Genomic DNA, 26,265 nt, shown 5'->3' with positions numbered 1-26,265 from the left:
TTGTAAACCGCTGTAGAACTCAGTCCATAAACTGCACATACCTCTGATACTTTTAATTCTCCCTTTTCAATCTGACTTACCAAACTTAATTTTAAATCCAAGTCAAAAACTCGTCGGGTTCCTGATTTTTTCATGTTGTATCTTGCGAAAAAGGGCAACCTATTTCAGGCGTAGTCAAAACAACTCAACTCCTCCCTTTAGACAAAGGGAGGTGGTATACCGAAGGTATGACGGAGGGTTCTGAAAACCCAGACCATCCCGATATCCCAAACCTTTAATGCTACTCCAGAAATTCAGGCTATCAAAACCCTCCCCCATCGCTGCGCTCGGGTACCTCCCTTCGTCTGAACCTGCACGCCGGCTGGCACTACGCTAGGGCTCCGTTCTGAATGACATCCCACGTCTCCTCATCTCCACGTCTCCTCATCTCCCCTTCTCCATTTCACCCCATCTCCTCATCTCCCAGTCTCAAAATCCCGATCTTCAAGCTTTACCAACCAAATCCGTACCTCAATTTCACTCCTGTGGCAAAGGTGCGTACATCGTCGGTGTATCGTTGGCTGTTGGAGGTGGAATTAAAGACGGGATTATAAAGGAATTCTCCGGGGTTTGCTAGACTGTACTCTACGAGTGAAGCATCGCCCGTGGTGTTGATGGTATTGAGTCCGTAGGTGATAAAAACACCGAGATAAATAGCGCTCTTATTGCCGATAAGTTGCTTGATACCAACCTCTGCAAGCAGACTATAAGAATTGTCCAATTCCAAATCGGCTGCAGCAGATTGCTGATCTCCAAAATTTCCAAAACCCATAAACTTTGGCGCTTCCAGAAAGGCATTCCACTCCGGATAGTAGCCGCCGGTACGTAGTTTACTAATGCTGCTTTGATATTCCGACGCCAAGGCTAGTCCGAGTTGAACTCCGGCAGAAGCGTAAAAACGGGTGTATTGACCTTTGGTCTGATAGCTTACCGTAAGCGGAATATTCAAATAGCTCACTTCTTGCTGTTCCTTATACCCACTGCTGCGGTATCGGAACTCAAAAGCATCTCCTTCACTATCGGTAACAGCCTGACTCCCCTCGAAGTTTTGAAGCAACATTCGGGTATTGTAGGTCTGATATTCTAAACCAAGCCCTAAACTCCAGTACTCGTTAAGGAAATACGCATAAGCAAGCCCCACTCCCATATTGTCGTCTCCGCTGCGCTTGCCTTGATGTACTTTGTACTGTAAGGAGGCAAACACCCCACTCACATGGGCAGACAATTCGTGGCGTTGCTGACCATAGCTTTGAGAGAAAGTCAACACACAGAGTAATAGCAATACACCAATTCGGAATGAGTATGTTGTTGTCATGTTTGTTGTTCTTGTTTGGTTTTTAGTTTTTTTTACTGTTCTTTTTGAGCTCGCAAAGAGATTCTGCACTGTGCTCTGAATGAACCTTTGTCTCCTCATCTCTCCTTCACCACTACACCACATCTCTCTATCTCAAAACCTCCTCCTATCTCACAATTATCTTGAAGGTCTCCTGCCTTCCGGCGGTAGTACATCTCACAATATACACTCCCGGAAGCAAGTTTGACACCGAAAGTTTACTTTTTACATCACTGGTCGTGTAGCGGTGGACTTCCCTTCCTCTCTGGTCAAATAACTGTACCTGCATATCCTTGAGTTCTTCACGAGAAAGATCGGCGCGGATGTTTACTACATCCCCACTGATAACAGGGTTGGGATATACCACTATCTCTCCGCTGCGCTCCAATTCCACCTGACCGACACAGCTGCGAAGCACGCTTCCATCGGAAGTGGTGAGTTCTACCTCATAGAGTGCATTGGGGTCTAATAAATCAGAAGCCCTATCCCCTGCCGAATAGTACTGATCATTACCCACTACACTGCCGTTGCGATACCAGGTGTACGAAACAAAATTATAGCCACCGTTGGTAGCGGGATTGTTGTTCACCAACAGTACGTTGTTAAACTTCTGCTCTACAATATCCGCAAAGCTAAATCGCTTTTCTACACGAATGGTGTACCTCTGTATATGCTGCCCGTCTTGGGTGGTCACACTCAGCTCACGGATGTAGATACCTGCCTGGGGAGTAGATATAGTAAACTCCGGTGACGGAGATACTGTGGCGCCAAGTGTTGCCGTAATGCTTATCGCAACTTCCGTATCCGAACTGCAATCCACAAGGTAATTGATTTCCTCATCGGGATGCGGGTAAAAAACTTGACCTTCTATCACTACAGTCACCTCCGTAGTCGTGGCTGCACTTATTTCTAAGGTAGCGGTCAATTCTTGGGTTTGATAATTCGATCCGCTAATGGTAGCTACTACACTATAAATTCCCACATCGGTAGCGGTATTACCCGGAATGCCATCAATGGTATAGGCCACCGTACTGCCCTCGGGCAGGGTACCTGTAATTTCCAGTGATTTGGACGTGCCATCGTATTCATAGCTGTCGTCTGCCAAAGTAATACCGCTGATCGCTGCAGGGCTTACTTCAAGGGTAGCAATCAATTCTTTGGTTTGATAATTTGATCCGCTAATGGTAGCTACTACACTATAAACTCCCACATCGGTAGCGGTATTACCCGAAATGCCATCAATGGTATAGCTCACCGTACTGCCCTCGGGCAGGGTACCTGTAATTTCCAGTGATTTGGACGTGCCATCGTATTCATAGCTATCGTCTTCCAAAGTAATACCGCTGATCGCTGCAGGGCTTATTTCAAGGGTAGCAATCAATTCTTGGGTTTGATAATTTGATCCGCTGATCGTAGCGGTTACACTGTAAACTCCCGCGTCGGTAGCGCTGTTGCCTGTTTCTCCGTCTATAGTATAGGCTACCACAGTACCCTCGGGTAAGTCGCCGGTGATTTCCAACGATTTTGGTGTGCCGTCGTATTCATAGCTGCCGTCTACCAAGGTAATACCACTGATCACCGCAGGGAGAATTGTAAAGGCATTGTTGTCCTGTTCAAAGTCAATAGCGTAATTGGCGGCTTTTGAACCTTCAAATACCAACAGGATATCGTATTCCCCTACAGCTTCTCCTTCCTCTCGTGATACCTCTGAAACGATATCTGAAAGTACATCGCTAAAGGCCAAGGGCGTATCTTCTGAAAGCTGGTAATCGAAAGTATCAGGATCTGATTCGCCGTATACCTTTTCGCCCACTACAGCTTGCAGGCTAATAGCCTTAGGCGCTACCGTAAGAGGAATCTCAACAGTGACCGCCTCATAATTAGCCGTAGCCTCTTGGGCTATGGTCAGGGTGGCTGCTCCCGCCTGTATGGCAGCTGCATTAGTGAGATCGCTCATATCCAGTATTTCCGGGTCTTCTGTACCCAAAGTATAGCTTAGTGGTACTTCTTCATTGGTCGTCTCAAACGTCAACGCTCCGATATCCCCATAGGTAAGTGCAAGGCCGTCTTCGGGAGATATACCTGTACCCTTCCAGGCGACTGAAAGCTCGGGAAGTCCTTTACTTAGGGTGATGGTCAACTCGGCGGTCAGATGATTGGGATTGGTAAAATAAGGGGTCTCGTCTACCTCCGGTAATACAAGAGGTATAGAAAACTCGTAGGTACCGGCTACTTGGGCGTCGTAACTACCTCCTTCGGGACTGGTAACCGTCCAAAGAGAGGGTTCGGAAAGCGCTACAACTAGCGGTGTATCATCACTTAAAACAACTTCAACTTCTTCCGGAAGGTTTTCTACAGCATCCAGCTCCGTACCATAGGCTACCTCAATGGATTCCAGAGGTGTCACCTCTTTTACAATAGGAACCGGTTCCCCTTGATATTCGTAGTCGCCCATATCGATGATATCACTATCGGCCAGGCCATCGTATAGACGAGGATTGCCCGTTAAATCGAGGTCATTATCCAAATCTCCTCCGGCATCGAGATAGGCTTGATTGTCTCCGGCATTGATGGCCAAACTGGTATTAAGCAAACTAAAATCACCGCTGGAAGGATTGGCAAAGCCCGGGTCAGTATCCGGAGCGAGATTGTGGTTAGCTTCATCAAGGTACCCCCCGGTCTGTCCCTGCACCAGACTATATTGTGTATTATATAGCTGCCCATCGACACCATTGCCCCAAATAATACTATTGCGAATTACTGGAGTACCACTACCATTATACCATTCCGAACCACCATCGGCTGTATTGGCTGTGATGGTCACATTGGTCAAAACTGGAGAACTATTAAAATTATACACACCACCCCCTTGATTATTAGCCTCATTACCCGTAATCACCACATTGGTCAAAACGGGAGAACTATTCAAATTACGCACACCGCCGCCACGACCATCAGCATTATTCCCCGTAATCACCACATTGGTCAAAACGGGAGAACTTCTCATATTATACACACCGCCGCCATTACCATTAGCCACATTATCCGTAATCACCACATTAGTCAAAACTGCAGAACTATATCTATTATACACACCACCACCGCTGTTTGAATCCCCTCCCGTAACAGTAAAACCGTCCAATACGGCGGTATCGGTCAAAGGATTGTCTTCGGTGTACTCATTGTGAATCACACCACTACTATTGCCCTGTAAGGTGGTTTTATTGTTTTCCCAATCGCGGTCTTCAAAACTGCCTCCTTCTGCGGGAAAACCGCCGTATATTTTTACGTTATTGACCATAGTAAAGGACGCGCCTTGCTCGGGTTGGTAGGTTTCTGCAGCTACCCATATTTGAAGCGGTTCTGTTTCCGTCCATCGCTCTTCGTTTTCTTTGGCCCAGGCCAAGGCATCGCTAAGTTCGAGTATGGCGTTATCCCAATTACGACCACTGCCATCGCTATTGGGAGCTTTTTTAGCGACATAGAGGATGTTGTTGTCGGGGGTGATCGTCACAGGGGTTCCCTGATATTCGTAGGCGCCTATATCGACAATCCCACCGTTGTCAAAGTCATATACCCTAAGTTCGCCGTCTAGATCAGCTTCGGCTCCATTTAATGTTCCTCCATTACCGTAAAGAGCCTCTGCCAATAGTTGGTTGTCTCCGGCGTTAACAGCGGGGCTTTCGAGAAACAAATGACCCGTTGCTTCATCCACTACACTACCCGAAAGTGTTTGTTGGTCTCCCGCTTGATCGTACAAAGTGTTGTTGACCACGGTATTTCTCAAGATGTATTCTGTGGGAAAGGACTCCTGATTTTCATCTCCTTGTACAATGCTATTGTATATCTTCGGGGCTACCGGCTGGTTTGATGTCCCTATGGTCCAATTGTCGAGCATAGTAACATTGGTCAAATTAGGACTACCATTGGCGTGATACCAGCTTACACCATTATCTTTAAACAACACATTGGTCAGACTGGCGTTGCCGTCATTATTATACCATCCACCGGAATTATTTCCTTGATTTCCTGAGATCTCTACATATTTCAATACCGGATCACCTATCAAATTCCCCCATGCGCCGCAAATCGTTCCTCTGTTTTTTGTGAAATTGGTATAGACTACCTCAATAGTACTGGCATTGATCATTCCCCCACCTACGGCAGGGATAATCCCTTCCACACCTCCTACAGTGATGGGGCTATTAAAGCTTCCATTGGCATTTCCTCCCTCTACCGTAAAGCCATCGATCAGAGCATTTTGCATCTCACCGACAGCAATCAACACATGATAGGCGTTATCTTCGTAATTTGTAAAATCCGCTGCATCATCGCCATTCAAATCACCACTAAGTGTCGTTTTGTACATTTCCCGATTGCGGTTCTCAAAACTGGCTCCTCCTTTGGGAAAACCACCGTAGAGCTGTACGTTATTCACTATTACAAAAGCATTGTTGCGGTCATTGGGAGTGGCTGTGGTATAATTGCCATCTTCGGCTCTGTACAAAGGTTTATAGATTCCTTCGGCTACGTATATCTGCAGACTGTCGTTTTGCAACCAGGTGTTGTCGGCATCGTATTGCTCCCGGGCCCACTTTAGGGCATCGGCCAGCTCGGGTATGGCATTTGTCCAACTGCTGCCATCGCCGATATAGTCCACAGCATCGGTATCCACATTGATATCCACGAAGACAACACCTTTGTTGTTGGGGTTAACGGGAATTGTGCCATCACAATCCGCTGCCTGTCCCCCATCGGTGAATGTCCAATTGTGTTCTGTTTCCAGCGTCGCCCGGGCAACTGCACTGGCACAATAGGCGACACCGGATGCCCCAAAAGTGATTCCCTGCGGTATATCCTCCTGCCCTGCCCAACCCGTTAAGGTGGCATCGTAATTTGCGGTCGACATACCCGATCTATTAAGCATTGTAAACATATTGTTCACCTTAGATATATCCCAAGTTCCCAAGTTCTGGTCGAAGGATGCTGCATCAAGGAACATACCGCTTAGAGTACAGCTGGCATCCAATGACAGCCCCGGTGTCCAGCCTGACAGCGAACCATTGAAAGCTTTGGCACCCCTGAACATTTGGAACATACTGCTTACCTTAGATACATCCCAGCTGCTCAGATCCTGGTTGAAGGATGCTGCGTCAAAGAACATACCGCTTAGAGTACAGCCAGCGTCCAATGACAGTCCTGGTGTCCAGCCTGACAGCGAACCATTGAAAGCTTTGGCACCCCTGAACATTTGGAACATACTGCTTACCTTAGATACATCCCAGCTGCTCAGATCTTGATTGAAGGATGCTACATCAAGGAACATACCGCTTAGAGTACAGCCAGCGTCCAATGCCAATCCCGGTGTCCAGCCTGACAGCGAGCCATTGAAAGCTTTGGCACCCTGGAACATTTGGAACATATTGCTTACCTTAGATACATCCCAGGTACTCAGATCCTGGTTGAAGGATGCTGCATCAAAGAACATACCGCTTAGACTACAGCCAGCATCCAATGCCAATCCCGGTGTCCAGCCTGCCAACGAACCATTGAAAGCCTTGGCACCTCGGAACATTTGGAACATATTGCTTACCTTAGATACATCCCAGGTACTCAGATCCTGGTTGAAAGATTCTGCTTGAAGGAACATATTGCTTAAATCACAGCCAGCATCCAATGCCAGTCCTGGCGTCCAGCCTGCCAACGAACCATTGATGTCCTTTGCACCTGCAAACATCTCCTCCATCGTCGTCACTTTGGATACATCCCAACTACTCAGGTCTTCCTGAAAACCTTCTGTACTTGCAAACATCCGGGTCATATTGGTTACCGATACTGGCTGCCAATCGCGGATATTCGCACTAAAATTCTTTGCACCTGCAAATAGCTCCATCATCGTAGTCACTTTGGATACATCCCAATTACCCAGGTCTCCCTGGAAGCCCTCTGAATTTGCAAACATCCGGATCATATTGGTCACATGGCTCAGGTTTGGTGCTCTTGTATCCTTGATAAGCAGATCGACCGTGGCAGAAAACGCACCTTCCATAGATTTCCACTCCAAATTTCCCCACTGCTCAATGGTTTTCAACTTTGGCCCGGGTTGATACAATGCAGGGAAGTCTCCACTGATGGTTATGGTATATTCATTAGCTCCATCGGCATAGTGGTGGTTTAGATTGCCATTTTGGTTTTCGCTTACATTGCCATCACCCCAATCCACGGTAAAATTATAACCTGACACATTGGGATTGACAATAATCTCAACCATTCGATCTTCATCAGTAACTTCCCAAGTGGTGATAAAAGCATCCCCTTGATCGTATATCACCAAATGTAGCGTGCTCTCCTTTTGTACGTTGTAATCCGACAAAGTGCGTTCGTCTTCCAACAGTTTTCCATCAAAAATGAGCCGCTGCAGCTCTACTGGAAAACCTTCTTTATCTTGTATTTTCTGTTTGACTTGTTCAATAGTATCACCGCTCTCCACCTCCAGAGTAAAGGTATGATCTGTCAGTGTTTTTACAAAAATTTCCATGGCTTCGGCTCGAATTCCTGAAGCCAATAACAAAATTAAAAGACTGGTGTATTTCAGTTTTAAGAGGTAGCTGTTTATCATAATTTTTTACTCATTTACAAACACCCAATATTCCAAAGCCCAGTCAAAACTGTAGCAGTTGTTAGTTGTAATTGGTGTTTAAGTTGAATTTTAGAGTATCTGAACCAACTTATTTTACAGTAATATCGACTATGCCTACCACAATTGACAATATGGTAGCGGCATGCCTATAGCGAACTCTACTGCTGATACTAGATAAGAGATGAAATACAAAAAACACTCTCCAAAAGAGTAGCTGAATTGGGGTGCGTAAAGTATTTTTCACATGTTTAGATTTTTGGATGTAACATTTGTTGTGCAATAGTCCATAAAAAACCTAAAAAATGTAATATTTCGAGCGTTACAAAAGCGTTACATTTCACAACACACTGATTACAAGTGCCTTAAAAACCAATTCCTTTATTCTAAAAAGATAAGAGATTGCTCTAATTTTGAGGTTTTTCGGTTTGCATAGACGACTGTTTATCCAATTTTTCAAAGCGTTTGAGAAATTCTTCCGGTGTTTTAGTCTTGTCTATTTTGAGCTTTTTGCGTATTCGATGCCAGGTAACTCTTATGGTGGAGTCGGACACAGCCAGAGCTGAAGCGATTTCGCTTTGACTCAGGTTGAGCTTTACCAAACACAGATAACGAAGTTCCGATCGGGAGAGTTGAGGGTAAGTTTCTCTCAGCAAATAATAGTAGTTAGGGTAAACTTTGTTAAACTGCTTTTTAAAATTGTTCCAATCCTCTTTGGTGAGTATTGTAAAGGTTCTGATTTCAGCATAATCTGACTCATCGAATTTTTGACTGTCTCTTTTAAGCTTTGCGATCAGCTCACTATTTTGTTTTAATTTGGTACGGAAAAGTTGAAGTTGCTCTCTCGCTTCCTTTATCATTTCCTGACTCTTGCGGTAGTTTTCTTTGGCGATTTGGTGTTTTTGATTCTATTTGAGGATTTTAATCTGTTGTCTTTGCCGGTAACGGTAATAGAAGAACCCTCCCAAAGCCAGGCTTAGAAGACTGGCGGCAAGTATAAGGTTTCGTATGTTTTTCTGACGATTGGCCTTGCTCTCTGCCTGACTTATAGCTGTTTGTGTTTTTTCGTGTTGCAGCCGACTTTCTACCGATAGAAGCATACTGTTGTTTATGGCCTGATTAGACTGACTCTCAAATGCGTGTAGCTTTTTGCTGTAAAAATAGGCGCTGTCGTATCGCTGTTGTTGTATATACAGATTTTCGATTCCACGGGTTGCCACTATAAGTTCGCGAAGTCGGGGAGCTTTTGAGGCATTACTATAGGCCTTTTTTCGCATCAGCACAGCCGAGTCCAGACTATTTTGCTGTTCATAAACCTCGGCGAGTAAGTTTTGGGCTTTTGCAAGATCACCAAATAAACGGTGTTGCTCACTCTTCTCAATATTGTGCTTTAGATAAGGAATAGCCTCTTCATACTTTTTCTGCATCACCAAACCTCTTCCAATCCCTCCTTCTGAAATTCCAGTCCATATCTCATATAGCTTAGAATCGTAAGTATCATAGCCTTCTTTGTAATTCTTGTAATTTACAGCGTATTTCTCCAACTCCTTATAAATATTTTCATAGGCCTCTATACCTTGGTCTACTTTACCCAATTCATAACTTGCAGCCCCAATCAAATCGGAGTTGAGAATGTAAATTTTGATATTTTTTTCGGGAGCTCCTAAGTTTTCGAGGCTTTTTTGAGTATAGCTCAAACTCTCGTTGTAAAGAGATAGATTGTAATAACTGATACCGGCTGAAAGCAATCTGAGGTAGAACTTAGGAAAGTATTGGGCACCTATTTTCTCCTGTATTTCAATGGCTTGAACGATGTAAAAAAGACGGTCTTCTAAGGTTCCTTTTCTGTCTTGACTGTGGAGGGAGTAGAGCTCGGAAAGGAGCTGTTCGTCTTTTAAACGCTCCGCTTCTATAAACAGACGCGAAATATCTATTTCAGTTTCCCTTTCTTCTCCACTCTCAAACTTACTCAAGAATTCATACATCGTCAGGCGAATAGACAGTCGAGTATCGGGATGCTGCTCGAGATAGGCTTTTACTTCGGAGATGTTTTTGGCTAAGGCTTGAGGGTTGTATTCTGTTTTTAGATCTGTATAGGTTTTTTCAGCTGCTGTAGTTTGCTCTAATCCCGTAATTTGCCGCTTTTGAATAAGTTCAGTCGAACTCATCTTCTGAGCGTGTAACACCGAACCTATACACAAAGTAAAAACAACTATAAAAATAGTACTGTACTGCTGCTGCAATTTTGATCTTACAATCTTTCTTTTATTCAGGTAGATTGGATTCATATCAACTTTTAAGATTTTCGGCACAGCACGAGTATTTACTGATAACCATGGAGAAAACCACAATTTAAATAAAACCTTGGGAGCACAATTTATAAACAACGATATCTCTATTGATAGAGTGATGAGTTTAAAATTGCTGCACACTCCTAAGGCTTGGGGAATTATCAATAAAACACCCCATCTCTAAGCTTTCTATCTAATAATAGCTGACAGTTGGCCTTGTTTTTCCAAAAAGTTTAATGAATGTAAAATGAGTAGTTTTATTTTCATAAATACAGGTTTAGGTTGAGATTTTTTCCGGAATTCTAATTGGATTGGCAGGGTTTACCGCATCTTTATATCCGTATCAAAAACAAGAATTAAGCTGTTTGCCACAAAAACATATCAGACCTCCAAGGGTTCAAAAATCATAAATAAAACCCCAATAAACAAATATTTAACAATATTACCCTTATAAATATTGTTTTTTTAATGGACGTGTGTTGTGACTTGGAGACATAGAGATTAGGGGATGGGGAGGTGGGGTAGTTGATTAGTTCTTAGTTCTTAGTTCGCAGTTCGTAGTCGTCAGACTTCTATGTACTATTCCCAAAATAAATTGGACATCCTTTCACAGCTCCTCCCCTTAGACAAAGGGAGGAGTTTTTGTTACACTCCTGCGAACACAGGATCACATTGGCTTCTCAAAGAGAAGATTGCAGGTTATTTTTTTGCGTATAAAAGGTGATCTACCAGCGTAAAGTCGACACCGAGATCTTTTTTGAGTTCGTAGCGTATAAAGAGCTCCCCCCAGTGTTTCCCATCTGAAAAGTCGGCTATTATCCACCGGTGATTCAACACCTTGATCTTGTTAATTTTTACCGGTCCTTCCATACCTGCGTAGGGCACTAAGGGGTTATCCCCTTCCCTTTCATTGGTTTCCAGAAGTTTATCTGCTATATATCCGGCGGGGTTTTCTACGTCGTAATCGTCGAAATAAGCCAGTGCTTCATCGTTGTTTTCCAATGAAAAGTACTGTAAATCTGCAGTGTCAATCAAAAGAGATTGGGTGGAATCTAACAGCTTCTCTGCATCGTTTTCCAAATTGGAAATCTTTGTCTGTAGTCGTTCTATTTCTGTGTCCTTCGCCTTCAACATACCGTTTGAACTAACATACAGAAAAAGAGCTAGAAGAGCAGTGAACACAAACAGGTATAAAAACAAACTTTTTTTCATAGTTATAATATTACAATTGCCAGAAGCTTATTTGTTTCGAGTATGGCAGTTGCAAAGATACGATATCCCTGCACTCGACAGTGTATCCTTAGAGCTGTAATTGCAAATTGTCGTAGGCCAAGAACACACCTTCGGGCAGTTCCTTTTCCACTTCAGCATGAAATCCGAGCAAGTGGCTGATATGAGTAATATAGGCTTTTTCGGGTTTTAGTTTTTCTATAAGTTGGAGGGCTTCTTCAAGGTTTAAATGAGAGGGATGTGGCTCTGTACGAAGGGCATTGATCACCAATACCTTTAGCCCCTTAGCTTTTTCCATCTCCTCATCTGAAATGGTCTTTACATCGGTGAGATAGGCAAAATCCCCAAAGCGATAGCCGAATACTTGGAGTTGGTTGTGCATAGCACTTATCGGCACTACGGAAATACCTCCGAGTTGGAGGGGGCGATTGTCGACTACCTCGATTTCCTTTACGCCCGGTGCTCCCGGATATTTTTCAGATCCACTTACAAAAATATAGGGGAAGCGTTTTCTGAGTTCGCCCAGCACTCTTTTATGAGCGTAGATAGGAATATCGCCCTGGCGAAAAAAGAAGGGGCGAATATCGTCGAGCCCCATAGTGTGATCGGCGTGTTCGTGAGTAAAGAGAATCCCGTCTATACGACTAACTTCTGCCCTGAGCATCTGCTGCCTGAAATCGGGGCCACAGTCTACCACAAAACAGAAGTCATCCCACTCTACCAATACAGACACCCGAAGACGTTTGTCTCTCAAATCTGTACTGAGACAAACGGGATGACTGCTCCCGATTACCGGAATACCCTGTGAGGTGCCTGTACCTAAAAATGTAATTTTCAACGGAGAAGCCTTTGCGTGATTAATGTCTTTTTGCAGACTTTGTAAAACCATAGGCTAAATTACAAAAAAACAGCGACTGGAAAACGGATACACAGCAAAATTCACTTTAACACAATAAGTCGTTTCTCCAAGTGCGGATTATTCAATTCAGCTACCCTTTTTTTGCACTATATTCACCGCAATACTTGGCGATAATTTTTAACTTTGTCTGACCAAAAACGCTCCTAACTTAATGGTTTTAGTTAAAAAAAGAGAGTGATTTTGCAACAGTTATACAGTTGTTGAAACTATTGGTTATTCCAATAAAAATCAACAACTTAACAAACCAACTATTTGACCGTAGAACGTTTACAAAGGATCTACACTGTAGCAGTTGCAGTTACAGAACTCAGATTCAACTCGACAACAAAACACTTAGACGATGACGATTGTTTTAAAGGGAGACAAAGAGATAGAACACATTCCATCTACCAAATCCAAAACCCTTAGGGTAAACCTTAACAAGGATATCTATGGCACCTTTGCAGAGATCGGTGCAGGTCAGGAAACAGTCCGCAATTTTTTCAGAGCTGGAGGGGCTTCCGGTACAATTGCCAAGGCGATGAGTGCCTACGACAAGGATTTTAGTGACGCTATATACGGACTTGAAGACGACGGTCGCTATGTCACTCAGTCGCGACTAAAAAAAATGCTGGATCACGAGATACGGCTGGTTGAAGATCGCATCTCGAGAAAAAGGCATCCCAATAAATTGTTTTTCACCTATGCCAATACCGTTGCTACCATAGATTTCAGCAAGAAGTACAAAGGACACGGCTGGGTAGGTCTGCGGTTTCAGGCCGACCCCACGGAGAACTACAACGAGATTATCATTCATATCCGATTTCACCAAACCGATACGCAGATGCAACAGGAGACCCTTGGTGTTTTGGGGGTAAACCTGATTTACGGGGCTTATTATATGCACGATCAACCCAAGAAGTTGCTAAAAAGCCTGTACGACAATATAGATAAAGACGACTTGGAGATCGATCTGATCAATTTTTCGGGACCGAGGTTTCTAAAGGTAGACAACCGATTGATGAGCTTGCAACTGCTAAAAAATGAAATGACAGAAGCAGTAATGTTTGGTCCCGACGGAAACAATATCTTTCCCGAAGCATTGCTCTACAAGAAAAACCTGCTCACACTACGAGGCAGTTTTAGACCGGTTACCAAGGTAAATATGACCATGTACAAGAAGGCCTACGAAATGTTTATACAAGAAAACAAGGTAGACCGAAAAAACACCGAAGTTATTTTTGAGATTACCTTGTCTAATTTAAGTGCGGAAGGTGAGATCGACGAACAGGATTTTATGGATAGAGCAGAATTGCTGTGTTCTCTCGGTCAAACCGTTATGATATCAAATTTTAGAGAGTATTACAGGCTAGTAGAATACTTCTCCAAACACACCAAACATCGCATGGGGCTGTCTATGGGCGTAAGTAGCTTGGTGAATATTTTTGATGAAAAATATTACAGGCACCTTAGCGGTGGTATGTTTGAAGGTTTTGGAAAGCTTTTTTTCAAAAACTTAAAAATATACCTCTACCCCATGAAAGATGCGGAAACCGGAGAAATTTTAAACAGTGAAAGCCTGAAAGTGCATCCTGATATGGAAGACTTATACCATTATTTCAAGTTGCACGACAAGGTGGCGGATATAACTGATTTTGACCCCGATACCCTCGACATCTATTCTAAAGAGGTGCTCAAAATGATATCGGAAGGCAAGAGCGGCTGGGAAAATATGCTTCCAAAAGGTGTTGCTCAACTCATCAAAGAAAAAAAATTGTTCGGATATAACTGCGATTAAGAAATAAAGAAATTAACCAATAAATCCACAAACTTAAATTGGCATTATGGAGATTACACTAAAAAAACACCAACTGGAACTAAAACATACTTTCAATATTTCCAGAGAATCTCACGACTTTCAAGATACTCTTATTGTCTGTCTGTCTCTAAACGGAAAAACAGGCTACGGTGAGGCGACTTCCAACCCTTATTACAATATTACCTTGGACTCTATGACCCGCGAAATTCTGACCATAGAAGATCGCATCAAAAACTTTGAATATAGTACTCCCGAAGCTTTTCACGAATTTCTTACCAAAGAAAATTTGAGCAATTTTGCCATCTGTGCACTCGACCTTGCAGCTCATGACCTCTACGGAAAATTACAGGGGAAACCTCTTTTTGAAATATGGGGAACCAATACCGACAAATACCCCATTACCAACTATACTATAGGTATTGACACCATAGAAAAAATGGTGGCAAAAATGCAGGAACAACCCTGGCCGTTGTACAAGATAAAGCTGGGTACCGATCGCGATGTGGCCATTGTACAGGCACTTCGCAAACACACCGATGCAACCTTTAGGGTAGATGCCAACTGCGCCTGGACTCCGGAAGAAGCCATAGAAAACTCTCACCAACTCAAAGAACTCGGAGTAGAGTTTATAGAACAACCTTTAAAAGCCGATAACTGGGAGGGTATGAAAAAGGTTCTGACAGAGTCGGCTCTTCCGGTGATTGCCGACGAAAGCTGTATAGTGGAGAGCGATGTGGAAAAGTGTAAGGATTACTTTCACGGAATCAATATTAAACTCACCAAATGCGGCGGACTAACCCCTGCGCTGCGAATGATAGAGAAAGGGCGTTCTTTTGGGTTGAAGGTTATGGTAGGCTGTATGACAGAATCTACTGTTGGAATTTCTGCCATTGCACAACTGCTGCCACAACTGGACTATGTAGATATGGATGGAGCTATGTTGCTGAAAGGAGATATCGCTACCGGAGTAGTTATAGAAGATAACGGAAAAGTCATCTTCCCGAAAATACCAGGATCGGGAATAACGCTCAATATATAATGTTTACCATTGATTCCTCTCCCGGCCGCCTGCTGGTGTCCGGGGGAAAACAATACCTCTATTTTGGAGGTACTGCCTATCTGGGACTCACTACCCTACCCGATTTTCGCGATATCCTAATTCGGAATATCCACCGCTATGGCTCGGGCTATGCTGCATCGCGAAAAGCTAATGTAAGCATCGATATTTACGAAACATCGGAAGCGGAGTTTGCCACACTCATAGGAAGTGAATCGACTCTTTCGGTATCTTCCGGATTTCTCGCAGGACAACTCACGCTCAAGGCTTTTGAAGAAGACATCTACTCCTTATTTAGCCTAAAGGGAACGCATCCAGCACTTTATCATCCAAATACAATCGTAGCAACTACAGTAGAAGATCTTATAAGCTCGGTAAATACCTTTGCCTCTTCCCATCCCGATAAGATTGCCGTGGTGCTATGTGATTCGGTCAGCACCAAAAACAATCTTTACGAAAACGACTGGTATACCAAATTACCCTTAAAACAAACTGTTTTTGTAGCCGATGACTCTCACGGATTGGGGGTGATGGGCGAACGAGGAGGTGGTGTTTTTAAAAAACTGCAAAAAACACCCTTTCGCGAACTTCTGGTATGTGCATCCGCAGGCAAGGGATTTGGAATACAGGCAGGGGTAATATGCGGGATTTCATCCCGTATCAAAAATTTACAGAATCACCCCTTCTACGCCGGTGCCAGTCCGGCAGCTCCCGCTGCCATGGCCAGCTTTGTCGACGCGTTACCTTTATACGACAAACAACGGGAAAAGCTACAGCGCAATATGAAGGTATTCGACCGGTTTCTGGCCGACTCCGATATTGCTTTCAACCGTATAGAAGGACATCCAGTATACGCTCACAATCAGGACGTCCTCACCCATCATCTGATAAACAACAATATAGTGATCACTGCATTTCACTATCCGGACAATACCACTCCTATGGTACAGCGCATAGTGCTATCGGCCGCCCATGAAGAAGAGGATATAGCAATGCTGTGTAATGCTTTGGGGAGTTTGGAGTTTGGGGGTTGAAGTTTGGAGTTTGGAGTTTGGGGTTTATGGTTTATAGTTGGCTTCAACTACCTTTTCAGGGCGATGTGTAGAACAGCGATACGATATAAACCAGACGCTGTAGAGACGCAAAATTTTGCGTCTCCCCCCCATAGACGAATTAGTGTGGTACCATTTGTAGTTGATTAGTTCGAAGTTCTTAGTGTTTTTTGCTTAATAGTTATAAAAAAGACTCCTCCCTTTAGACAAAGGGAGGTACCCAAGCTTACAGTTTGACCTTAAGATGCTTTGAGCTGGAGAAGAGATTCTTCCCAGCCTGCCGGCTGGCAGGGACAGGCTCAGGACACCGGCTTCATACATATTATTCCTATTATACAGTAATAAAAAACTCCTCCCATTTTGTCCACCGGACAAACAGGAAGGAGTTTTTTGATTATAGCGTAATATTTTAGCTTTCTACTTCTTCCGGAGCTTTTACTTCAGCTAGGTATCTCTCGGTATCGAGTGCGGCCATACATCCTGTTCCGGCGGCTGTAACGGCCTGACGGTAGTCTTTGTCTTGTACGTCGCCACAGGCAAATACTCCCGGTTTACTGGTTTGAGTGGTTTTTCCTGAAGTGAGTATATAACCGGTTTCGTCCATATCCAACTGCCCTTTAAACACATCCGTATTCGGTTTGTGACCGATAGCGATGAAGAGTCCGGTGATCGAGATTTCTTCTTTTTCTCCGGTTTGATTGTTTACAATTCGCAGTCCTTCCACCACTTGATCTCCGAGCACTTCGTCAATTTCTGAAAAATACTTCACTTCCAAATTGGGCGTACTGTTAACTCTATGCTGCATAGCTTTGGAGGCTCTCATCTCTCCCTTGCGCACCAACATAGTCACTTTGGAACAGATATTGGCGAGATAGGTAGCTTCTTCGGCAGCGGTATCCCCTCCTCCTACGATGGCAACGTCTTGCCCTTTGTAGAAAAAGCCATCACAAACGGCACAGGCAGAAACTCCACCTCCTCTAAGGCGCTGCTCACTGGGGAGTCCCAGGTACTTGGCAGATGCTCCTGTAGCTATGATAATGGCTTCAGCTTCTATTTGCTTGTCGTTGTCTACCACAACCTTGTGTATTCCTCCTCTTTCTTCGCTGAGCTCAACCTCAGTCACCATTCCTATTCTCACTTCCGTCCCGAAACGCTCTGCTTGTTTTTGCAATTGCAACATCATAGTAGGACCGTCTATCCCTTCCGGATATCCGGGAAAATTATCTACTTCTGTAGTGGTAGTAAGCTGTCCGCCCGGTTCCATTCCTGTATACATCACAGGCTTGAGATCGGCTCTCGACGCATAGATGGCCGCCGTATATCCGGCCGGACCAGACCCTATAATAAGACATTTGATTTTTTCTACTTGATCTGACATAGCTGTTTTCTTATTTATTGTACCTAACAAAATTAGAATAATTTATATAGTAATAGTCATAAAAGACAATCAAAAGTTATTATGACACCATTGTGTAAAATGATATTTTATTATTCAGGGGGCAATTGATTTGCTCAGACTTGCAATGCAACCTTCTCACTAATTGCTCGTGTTTACACCATTTTTGCGGAGCAATACTCTCGCCACCCTCCCCTTACCAGCAGCATAGGCTGTGGAATCGTTGAGAAACCTTATGGTGTAAAAGCCCTCATCCGACAATTGCTTCCAGTACGCTCCTCCATCTTGAGAAAAGGCTATTCCCTCAAAGCCCACAGCTACCAACTCATTACCTTTTTGGTTGGGAACGTACTGCACACACGATCTATATCCCGGACCTCTGTTATTGGCTGCGAGTTGCCAAGTTTTTCCGCCATCTTCGGTGCGCAGCTTATTGGCGGTATGATATTCCGGTCGAGTATAATCTCCTCCTATGGCATATCCGTGATCTTTGTCCCAAAAATCTACCGAATACATCCCCATAGTAGGTTCTCCTTGAACTACCGGTGTATCGTACACTTTCCAGCTACGCCCCTTGTCGGGGGAATAAAAAACCCTGCTTCGCACTCCTCCGGTAATCAGCCAAGTATACTCACCCGAAATGGCGATGTTGGTATTACTGGCAGCAAAGGCAGCTTCTCCTTTTGCTAAAGGAGGCAGGAGATCACAAGGCACTTTCGACCAAGAATTTCCGCCGTTGCGGGTAATCAATACCGAAAGACATCCCTCCTCAACGGGATCGCCCATCGCTATTCCCTCTTCACTGTTCCAAAATTTCACCGCATCGTAAAAAACCGCCGAATCTTTTTCCTGATACACTAGGGTAGCTTCTAATTTGTCATCAATCTTGTACAATAGCGCGGGGTTGCCTATACTCAACAGAAAGATATTCTCGCCATTTGATGCTATTGCTCTAAAATGAGGCACTATGGTATCGTATTTTACAGAGTCCATAACCACCTTATCCTTATAGTCGAAATAACCAAACCTCCCCCTGTTGTCGGCAAACCACAGGCTTCCATCTCGAGCTATTTCGACGGCTCTGACACTCATAGAATCTTCCCATATCGTATTCACCTCAATTCCTGATATATCTCGGAGCTCATAGTTCTGGGTAGAGTTACCACAGCTAAGCAGTAATAATAGGGCTCCTGCAAAAAGCAAGCTCTTCATAGCTCAGACATTTTAAAAATTGCCTACAAGATAAGACAAATTATTCTCAGGCAGGATCTCCGTACAGATCAAAATCGGAAGCATCTGTAATTTTTATATCGGCAAACTCTCCTATTCTCAGATAGTGTAGGCTCGCATCGATAAGCACCTCATTATCCACATCGGGCGAATCGAACTCCGTACGTCCCACAAAGTAGTTTCCTTCTTTGCGGTCTATGATACAGCGGTAGGTATTTCCTATCTTTTCCTGATTGAGCTCCCAAGAGATACGAGACTGTATTTCCATAATCTCTGAAGCTCGCTGTTGTTTTACTTCTTCGGGGACATCGTCTTCCAAGCTATAAGCATGTGTGTTCTCTTCGTGCGAATAAGTGAAACAGCCTAACCTTTCAAAACGCATTTCCTCTACCCATTCTTTCAGTACTTGAAAATCTTCTTCAGTTTCTCCGGGATAACCCACGATAAGCGTGGTACGGATAGCCATTCCCGGCACTGCTTTTCGGAACTCCTGTAACAGTCGAGTGGTCTTTTCTCTCGTAGTTCCCCTTCGCATTGATTTGAGTATAGGATCGGCGATATGCTGGAGGGGAATATCCATATAGTTACATATTTTGGGCTCTTCTCGCATCACTTCTAACACATCCATGGGAAAGCCAGTAGGAAAGGCATAGTGCAGGCGAATCCAAGAAATTCCTTCTACAGCTGCCAGTTTGCGGAGCAATTCGGCTAGATTGCGTTTTTTATAGAGATCGAGTCCGTAATACGTCAGGTCTTGTGCAATAAGGATCAGCTCTTTCACTCCGTTTGCTGCGAGTTTTTCAGCTTCCTTCACCAAGTCTTCCATAGGAGTACTTCGGTGTTTTCCCCTCATTAGAGGAATAGCACAAAACGAACAAGGACGGTCGCAGCCTTCGGCTATTTTTAGATAGGCGTAATTTTTAGGAGTTGTGGTGATTCGCTCTCCGATTAGCTCGTGCTGATAGTCTGCTTCCAACGCCTTGAGCAATATAGGAAGATCAGAGGTACCAAAATACTGATCCACATCGGGGATTTCCTTTTCCAAATCGGGTTTATAACGCTCGCTAAGGCAACCGGTAACAAAGACCTTGTCTACCTCCCCTACTTCCTTTTTTTGAACGTATTCGAGTATGGTATTGACACTTTCTTCTTTGGCGTTGTTGATAAACCCACAGGTATTGATAACGACAATATTTCCTTCTTCTTCGTGAACCACCTCTTTTCCTCCGGCCTTTAACTGCCCCATCAGCACCTCACTGTCGTAAACATTTTTAGAACACCCTAGGGTTACTACATTTATTTTATTCTTTTTCAGAGACTTGGTTCTCATATATTCGCCGTTTTAAAGGATTGCAAAAGTAAGGAAGATAAGCGACATTTTACAAGTAATGCCCAAAAAACAAAACTCCCGATTGCAGGTCGTACCATCGGGAGTTTTTAGTATTACTTCAAGTCTTTTAGCAATTCGTCGACAGCGGTTTTTAGCTGCGGATCTTTGCCTTTGAGAAAATCGTTGTAGGGAAGTGTCACCTTTATATCGGGATGAAGTTCCATGTTTTCAGTAGTTCTACCTTCCTTTCCGATAGTGCCTATCATAGGGATACCGAAAACGATGGTAGGGTCTATCTGACGTTCCCACCACACAGCTGTTCCGGTACCGGCTACGGGCATTCCCACCAATTTGCCTATACCGTTCTGTTTGTACACATAGGGAAAGATAAAGGCATCGCTATAATTGCCTTCACTCATTACCACTATACTGGGTTTACTCCATCTCGACACAGGCTCTCCTCCTTTTATCACATTGCCCTGTGGAGAAAACTTCAGGTATTCTTTTCCGCTGAGGAATGTATTGAGATCGTCGTGAAGCCATCCTCCACCATTAAATCGGGTATCTACTACCAAGGCTTTTTTGTCAATATTTTTCCCGAGTACATTTTCGTATACATCCCGGAAACTACCGTCGTTCATACCTTGTACGTGCACATAACCCAACTGACCTCCACTCAAAGAGTCTACCATTTTTTCCATGGTTTGCACCCATCGCCGGTACATCAGATTGTTTTCCATTCCGAGTGAAACCGGTTTTATGCGCTCTTCAAAAGTTCCTGATTTTCCCCTTACAGTAAGCAGTACATTCTCGTCCTGCAGATTGAGCAAATATTTGTTCCAATTCTCATCGGCCTTTATATCCTTACCGTTGATTTTCACAATGACATCTCCAACTTGTATTTTGCTCTCCGACTTGTGCAAGGGTCCTCCTTTAATCACTTCAGATACCTTGATCCCCTCTCCTTCGAAGGTCTCGTCGAACAGTAATCCTAGAGATGCAGTTCGGTCTGCATTCTTATTAGATGCATAGTAACGCCCACCGGTATGCGAAGCGTTGAGTTCGCCAAGGAATTCACTCAACAGCTCCTGGAAATCGTAATTATTGTTGATATGCGGTAAAAACTTGGTATACTCTCTATAGTACATATCCCAATCTACGCCGTGAATCTCAGGGTCGTAGAATTTCTTTTTCACCTGTCTCCAAGCGTGTTCCAATATATAGCTTCGCTCTGCGCTGTGATCTACTGCCATATCGGCATCGATAGCGATATTGCTCACTTTTCCACTCTCAGCATCCACCTTGACCAGTCGCCCTCTATTGCTTAGATAGAGGGTTTTTCCATCGTCGCTGATTTCTATTCCACTCGGACTCCCTCCTAGTTTTGCTAGGATTTTAGTTTCGCGAGTGCGAGGTTCAGTAACCCAGAGGTCGTATCCTTTTTCAAAAGCCGCGAGATAAAAGACCTTATCCCCTTCTTTAGTCAATACATAATCGCTGATACTAGAGCTATTTATAGTGAGTTTCACTTTTCGAGTGTCGAGATCTTCAAGATCCAGCACTAGAGTTTCGACCTTATCTTTCTTGTCTGATTTTTTATTTTTCTTTTTGGAATTCTCCTTCTCTTCCTCCTCTTTTTTCTTCTCGTCTTCCTCTTTGTCTTTAAGAAGTTTAAATTCTTCTTTACTAAGCGTATAGCGATCGTAAGCATCCCTATCGAAGAAAACCGCGTATATATCCGACTCTCGACTTCCTTGGTATGCCAGAGATTTTCTTCCTTCCCGACTACTCATATAGGTCATCATCTTTCCTTTCATCGCCCACTTCGGACTATCTTCTCCAAAACCTCCGTTTACAGGGTGAAAAATTTCACCCGAACCATCGGCCTTTATCAGTGCGGCATTGGTCTGCATAAAATATCCACGACTGTCGTCTACCAACAGCCATTTGCTATCCGGACTCCACTGATAAGACCAGTCTCCATCGGAATAGGAATAGTTTCTCCCTTCGGGGAATACCGTAACTTTCTTCCTGCTGTCGAGATCGAGTACCTTGAGGATATTGCGCTCTTCTATAAAGGCTATCTTTTTTCCGTCGGGGGAGTATTCTGCCTGAAATTCTTCGGCTTCGGTAGCTACCACGGCTTCGGTATTGACCACTGTCGCAGCGTAGAAATATTTTTCGTCAGCTCTGCTCAAAGTAGCCTTATAAATATTCCAACTCCCGTCTCGTTCACCTGAAAAAAGTAGTGTCTTTCCGTCGGGTGACCAACTGATCATACGCTCCTGCTCGGGTGTATTGGTGATGCGCTTGCTGCGCTTGTCATCCATCCCGGTTACAAATACCTCTCCGCGGTTTACAAAGGCAATCTCCTTGCCATTCGGACTGACTGCAAATTCGGTAGCGTTGGAAATATCGGTATTCTTTACCACCTGATAAGCTGCATCGTCCATTATCTTGACCTCCAATTTTCGGGCTTGCTCTCCAGGGGGTTGGACATAGATATCTCCTTTCCAAGTAAAGGCCAATGTATTGTTGTCAGCTATACTGAGATGGCGTACCGGAAAATCGGTAAACGAAGTAATCTGTTCTTCGCTACTATCAGAAAGTGATCGTTTATACAGATTTTGAGTACCGTCTTTTTCATTGAGGTAATATACCACTCCTCCGGAATGATCAAAAACCGGATTGCGGTTTTCACCTTTAAAATCGGTGATTTGCTGATAAGTATCAGCTTCTGTGTCGTATATCCAAATATCTCTAGTCACCCCAGATGTATGGTGCTTTCTCAAGGCGTCTTCATAGCCTTTGCGGTCTTCAAAAACGATGCGCTTACCATCGGTACTGTAATGCGCCTCGTCCGCACCTGCTGCAGTGAGTAAAAGCGGCCTGCCTCCGTTAACTTCTATGGTATAGAGGTTTTTAAAAAGTCCTGTACTCGGAAAACGCACACTCGATGCCGGAGCGGCTCTTCCACTTCCGAAAAGCACTTTGCTGCCGTCGGGAGTAAAATCGTATGGGTAATCTGCTGCACTGTGATAGGTAAGCCGAAGCGGCGTACCTCCCGTTGCCGGCATGGTAAATACGTCGAAGTTACCGTAGCGATCACTGGCAAAAGCAATAGTCTTTCCATCCGGACTCCATACCGGGCGCATATCGTAGGCCTCCCCTACAGTGATAGGGATAGCGGCACCTCCAGATGTACTCACACGGTATAAATTTCCCATGTACCCAAAAACAATGGTTTGCCCGTCAGGGGAAACAGCCGGATATCGCAACCAATGAGCGGTTTCCTGTGCTCCGACCCATCCACTTAAAAGGCAAAAAACAAAAGCTATAGTAATTTTCCTCATGAAGTTGGTCATTTAAATTAATTAAGGTTGTGAAATTATAACAATAGACATCAAAACCGTAATTCTGTTACATCAAAACCTTTAAATTAACACTCTTTAACACATCCCTTATCGGTAATAATGTTCGAATATTGCTCACTTACCTAGAATACCGTATCTTAGATTAATTAAGCTATAGATTTGCCCCCATGTACTAACACTATTAAAAACACTATGACAATCCTGCAAATAATCTCCATTGTACTCTCATCTTTTTTTGTATTTGCCACACTGGCCTCGCGTATTCGGTGGGACAACTGGTGGATACGCATATTCGATTTCCCCAGAGTACAGCTGTGGTGTATGGGAGTGATTGGACTTATTTTTACTGTGTATTCTTTCAGCTCCGTTTCTCCATGGCTCTATATCATATCTGCAGTAGTTGTACTACTCTTGGTATATCAAGGGGTAAAAATATGGCCATACACCCCTTTGCACCGAAAAGAAGTGTATCGCTTTAAGGGAAAAGAGGACAAGAACAACCGCATTGCTGTACTGGTAAGTAATGTGCTTACCCCAAACCGAAATGCCTACAAACTGTTGCAACTAGTAGACAGAAAACAACCCGATATAGTGCTCACCTTAGAATCGGACTCCTGGTGGGAAGAGCAATTAGCCCCTTTGGAAAAACACTATCCATATACTGTAAAAATTCCGCTCGACAATCTCTACGGTATGCATCTGTATTCAAAACTCGAATTGGAAGAGGCCAAAACCATGTATCTCGTCAAAGACGATATACCGTCGATTGAGGCTTATGTACAATTGAACTCCGGTAAAAGAGTTAAAATATACTGCCTGCATCCCATGCCGCCCAGCCCTACCGAAAGCGACACCTCTACCGATCGGGATGCCGAATTGCTATTGGTGGGAAAAAAGATAAGTAAACGCGATGAAACCACTCTTGTTTTTGGTGACCTCAACGATGTAGCTTGGTCGAATTCTACAGTGCTGTTCCGCAAAATAAGTGGATTGCTCGACCCCAGGATAGGCAGAGGCATGTTCAGTACTTTTCACGCCGGGTATTTTTTTTTGAGATGGCCCTTAGACCATCTATTCCACTCCAACGACTTTATGCTAAACAACATAAAGCGTTTGCCCAGCATAGGCTCTGATCACTTTCCTATTTACGTCGATTTACAGTATAAACCAATCGCTGAAAAAGCGCAGAAAGAGCCTGAAGCTGACAGAGAAGATAGGGAGCTGGCAGACGAAAAGATAGAAAAGGCAGAACCAGTACGCAAAAAAGACAACACCCAATACCTATAGGGTCTACCCTTATTCCTCTGCGTCTACATAATCCTGGAGATAGGTATAAGTAGGTGTTAACCTACCTTGATATGTCATCCTTGCCCGATCGAGTATCCCATTTTTATCACCGTCAAAAAAGGCCGGTATAAGGTGTTCTTCAAACATCTTCCCAAAGCCTTCACTGGCATCACGCGGCAGTTCGCAAGGCAGATTGTCTACCGCCATTACAGCTATGGCATTTTTGGCATTGTACTCCACCTCCTCCCCACTGTTGGGGTCGTATCCGTACAGTGGATCGGCTATGGTAGATGCTCTGATGGTCGAGGCTATTGGTCCGTCTATATCACAACTGATATCGGCAATCACCCGAATGCGAAAATCGGGCGACTGCATCTCTTGTCGCGTGATAATAGAAGGCGCTCCCTCACCGTAAAAATGTCCCGCAATATATAAATCGGTCGTTTTGGCAAAACGAAAAAAATCGGAGACATAATCACTTGGATTTTTGTAAAAATCGCTTGAATCAAACTCCTTCCCATCTTTTCTCTTGTTGTATTCCGCTACATCAATTTGGCAATATACAGGGCCATCACTCTCAGAAGTCAGATATTCTTCATACCCCACCTCTTTAATTCCTATTCCTTCCAGGATCTCTCTTGCACCGCCACCTACTCTGCCTTTTCCGGTAAGTAGTATTTTCATATTTGGAAGTTGTACACTCCTTAACTCAGTCAGCAATGCCTCCATATCAGACAAAGTCTCCGCCTTGGGCAATTCGAAAAGATCAAATTTCAAACCGTAGGCTCTAAAACCGTTGTAGGCACCTACAATACCGGCATAACGCCCAAAAGCCACTAAACGCTGTCCCGAAGGTGCCGTAATCAACTCGTGATCGTAGAGCTCTATGTTCTTTTGGAGGATAGCGCGCAACAATTCGCGGTTATAGGGTTGTTTTTTTATAGTATGTGAAAAGAAAAAATACTTCTTTCCCTCGATCAGGGCATCGACAGGGACTTCTTTTACCCCGAGCAGTACGTCGCAATCCTGCATATTTTCGGTAATCGGAATATTGACAGCCTCGTATTCTTCATCGCTAAACACTCGTATTTCAGATGGCTCCACATACCACTCTATTTCCGGAAACCGTCGTCTAATCCTGTCGCAGGCTAAAGGAGAAAATACCACCCTTCTGTCGGGCGGATTTTTTCGCTCCCTGATGATTCCTATCTTCATATAGATGTAATTTTATAACTTTATGGCACACTATTTGTTTCAAATGTAACCGTTGTAAATATTTTCTACAAGGTTTC

The 26,265-nt window shown here is 43.9% G+C and carries 15 protein-coding genes; 4 read left to right on the top strand and 11 right to left on the bottom strand.

The genetic code is table 11. From position 1 onward, the window contains the following. Window positions 1–490 precede the first annotated feature (490 nt). The 6 genes from ACYZZR_RS05785 to ACYZZR_RS05760 all read right to left on the bottom strand — a co-directional run bounded on the left by ACYZZR_RS05785 (window position 491) and on the right by ACYZZR_RS05760 (window position 12,368). Window positions 491–1,354 (bottom strand): hypothetical protein, encoded by an 864-nt coding sequence (locus ACYZZR_RS05785; RefSeq protein WP_461533046.1) that lies wholly within the window; start codon window positions 1,352–1,354, stop codon window positions 491–493. A gap of 145 nt (window positions 1,355–1,499) precedes the next feature. Further along, a complete protein-coding gene (locus tag ACYZZR_RS05780; protein ID WP_461533045.1) occupies window positions 1,500–7,991 on the bottom strand; it encodes a BspA family leucine-rich repeat surface protein in 6,492 nt (2,163 codons plus the stop codon). Window positions 7,992–8,416: 425 nt separating this feature from the next. Further along, window positions 8,417–8,869, bottom strand: a complete 453-nt coding sequence (locus tag ACYZZR_RS05775; RefSeq protein ID WP_461533044.1) for a helix-turn-helix transcriptional regulator — start codon at window positions 8,867–8,869, stop codon at window positions 8,417–8,419. Window positions 8,870–8,917: 48 nt separating this feature from the next. Continuing rightward, a complete protein-coding gene (locus ACYZZR_RS05770; RefSeq protein ID WP_461533043.1) occupies window positions 8,918–10,297 on the bottom strand; it encodes a hypothetical protein in 1,380 nt (459 codons plus the stop codon). Window positions 10,298–10,999: 702 nt separating this feature from the next. Beyond that, window positions 11,000–11,512, bottom strand: a complete 513-nt coding sequence (locus tag ACYZZR_RS05765; RefSeq protein WP_461533042.1) for a hydrolase — start codon at window positions 11,510–11,512, stop codon at window positions 11,000–11,002. Window positions 11,513–11,600: 88 nt separating this feature from the next. Further along, complete coding sequence (locus ACYZZR_RS05760; RefSeq protein ID WP_461533041.1) at window positions 11,601–12,368, bottom strand: MBL fold metallo-hydrolase; 768 nt, start codon at window positions 12,366–12,368, stop codon at window positions 11,601–11,603. Between the two features lie 421 nt (window positions 12,369–12,789). Between ACYZZR_RS05760 and ACYZZR_RS05755 the strand changes: the two genes are divergently transcribed. The 3 genes from ACYZZR_RS05755 to ACYZZR_RS05745 are packed head-to-tail and all read left to right on the top strand — an operon-like array spanning window position 12,790 to window position 16,338. Next, entirely contained in the window at window positions 12,790–14,226 is a 1,437-nt protein-coding gene (locus ACYZZR_RS05755; protein WP_461533040.1) for a TonB-dependent receptor, read from the top strand. 46 nt (window positions 14,227–14,272) lie between these two features. Continuing rightward, window positions 14,273–15,286 (top strand): dipeptide epimerase, encoded by a 1,014-nt coding sequence (locus ACYZZR_RS05750; protein ID WP_461533039.1) that lies wholly within the window; start codon window positions 14,273–14,275, stop codon window positions 15,284–15,286. Next, a complete protein-coding gene (locus ACYZZR_RS05745; protein ID WP_461533038.1) occupies window positions 15,286–16,338 on the top strand; it encodes a pyridoxal phosphate-dependent aminotransferase family protein in 1,053 nt (350 codons plus the stop codon). The genes ACYZZR_RS05750 and ACYZZR_RS05745 overlap by 1 nt, the downstream gene beginning before the upstream one ends. Before the next feature lie 427 nt (window positions 16,339–16,765). On the opposite strand, the gene trxB is transcribed toward ACYZZR_RS05745, so the two are convergent. The 4 genes from trxB to ACYZZR_RS05725 all read right to left on the bottom strand — a co-directional run bounded on the left by trxB (window position 16,766) and on the right by ACYZZR_RS05725 (window position 23,665). Beyond that, window positions 16,766–17,734, bottom strand: a complete 969-nt coding sequence (trxB, locus tag ACYZZR_RS05740; RefSeq protein WP_461533037.1) for a thioredoxin-disulfide reductase — start codon at window positions 17,732–17,734, stop codon at window positions 16,766–16,768. 159 nt (window positions 17,735–17,893) lie between these two features. Continuing rightward, a complete protein-coding gene (locus tag ACYZZR_RS05735) occupies window positions 17,894–18,964 on the bottom strand; it encodes a sialidase family protein (RefSeq protein ID WP_461533036.1) in 1,071 nt (356 codons plus the stop codon). Between the two features lie 46 nt (window positions 18,965–19,010). Next, window positions 19,011–20,312 carry a 30S ribosomal protein S12 methylthiotransferase RimO gene (gene rimO / locus ACYZZR_RS05730; RefSeq protein ID WP_461533035.1) on the bottom strand — a complete coding sequence of 434 codons (1,302 nt, stop codon included), beginning with the start codon at window positions 20,310–20,312 and terminating at the stop codon, window positions 19,011–19,013. Window positions 20,313–20,425: 113 nt separating this feature from the next. After that, window positions 20,426–23,665: a S41 family peptidase gene (locus tag ACYZZR_RS05725; protein ID WP_461533034.1), complete on the bottom strand. Its 3,240-nt coding sequence runs from the start codon at window positions 23,663–23,665 to the stop codon at window positions 20,426–20,428. A gap of 213 nt (window positions 23,666–23,878) precedes the next feature. On the opposite strand from ACYZZR_RS05725, the gene ACYZZR_RS05720 reads away from it, so the two are divergent. Beyond that, window positions 23,879–24,973, top strand: a complete 1,095-nt coding sequence (locus ACYZZR_RS05720) for an endonuclease/exonuclease/phosphatase family protein (protein WP_461533033.1) — start codon at window positions 23,879–23,881, stop codon at window positions 24,971–24,973. 9 nt (window positions 24,974–24,982) lie between these two features. On the opposite strand, the gene ACYZZR_RS05715 is transcribed toward ACYZZR_RS05720, so the two are convergent. After that, window positions 24,983–26,188 (bottom strand): NAD(P)-dependent oxidoreductase, encoded by a 1,206-nt coding sequence (locus ACYZZR_RS05715; protein ID WP_461533032.1) that lies wholly within the window; start codon window positions 26,186–26,188, stop codon window positions 24,983–24,985. Between the last annotated feature and the right edge of the window lie 77 nt (window positions 26,189–26,265).

The sequence above is a fragment of the Sinomicrobium sp. genome (genome assembly GCA_029266035.1).
GTDB lineage: Bacteria > Bacteroidota > Bacteroidia > Flavobacteriales > Flavobacteriaceae > Sinomicrobium.
This window is presented reverse-complemented; position numbering and strand designations above follow the sequence as displayed.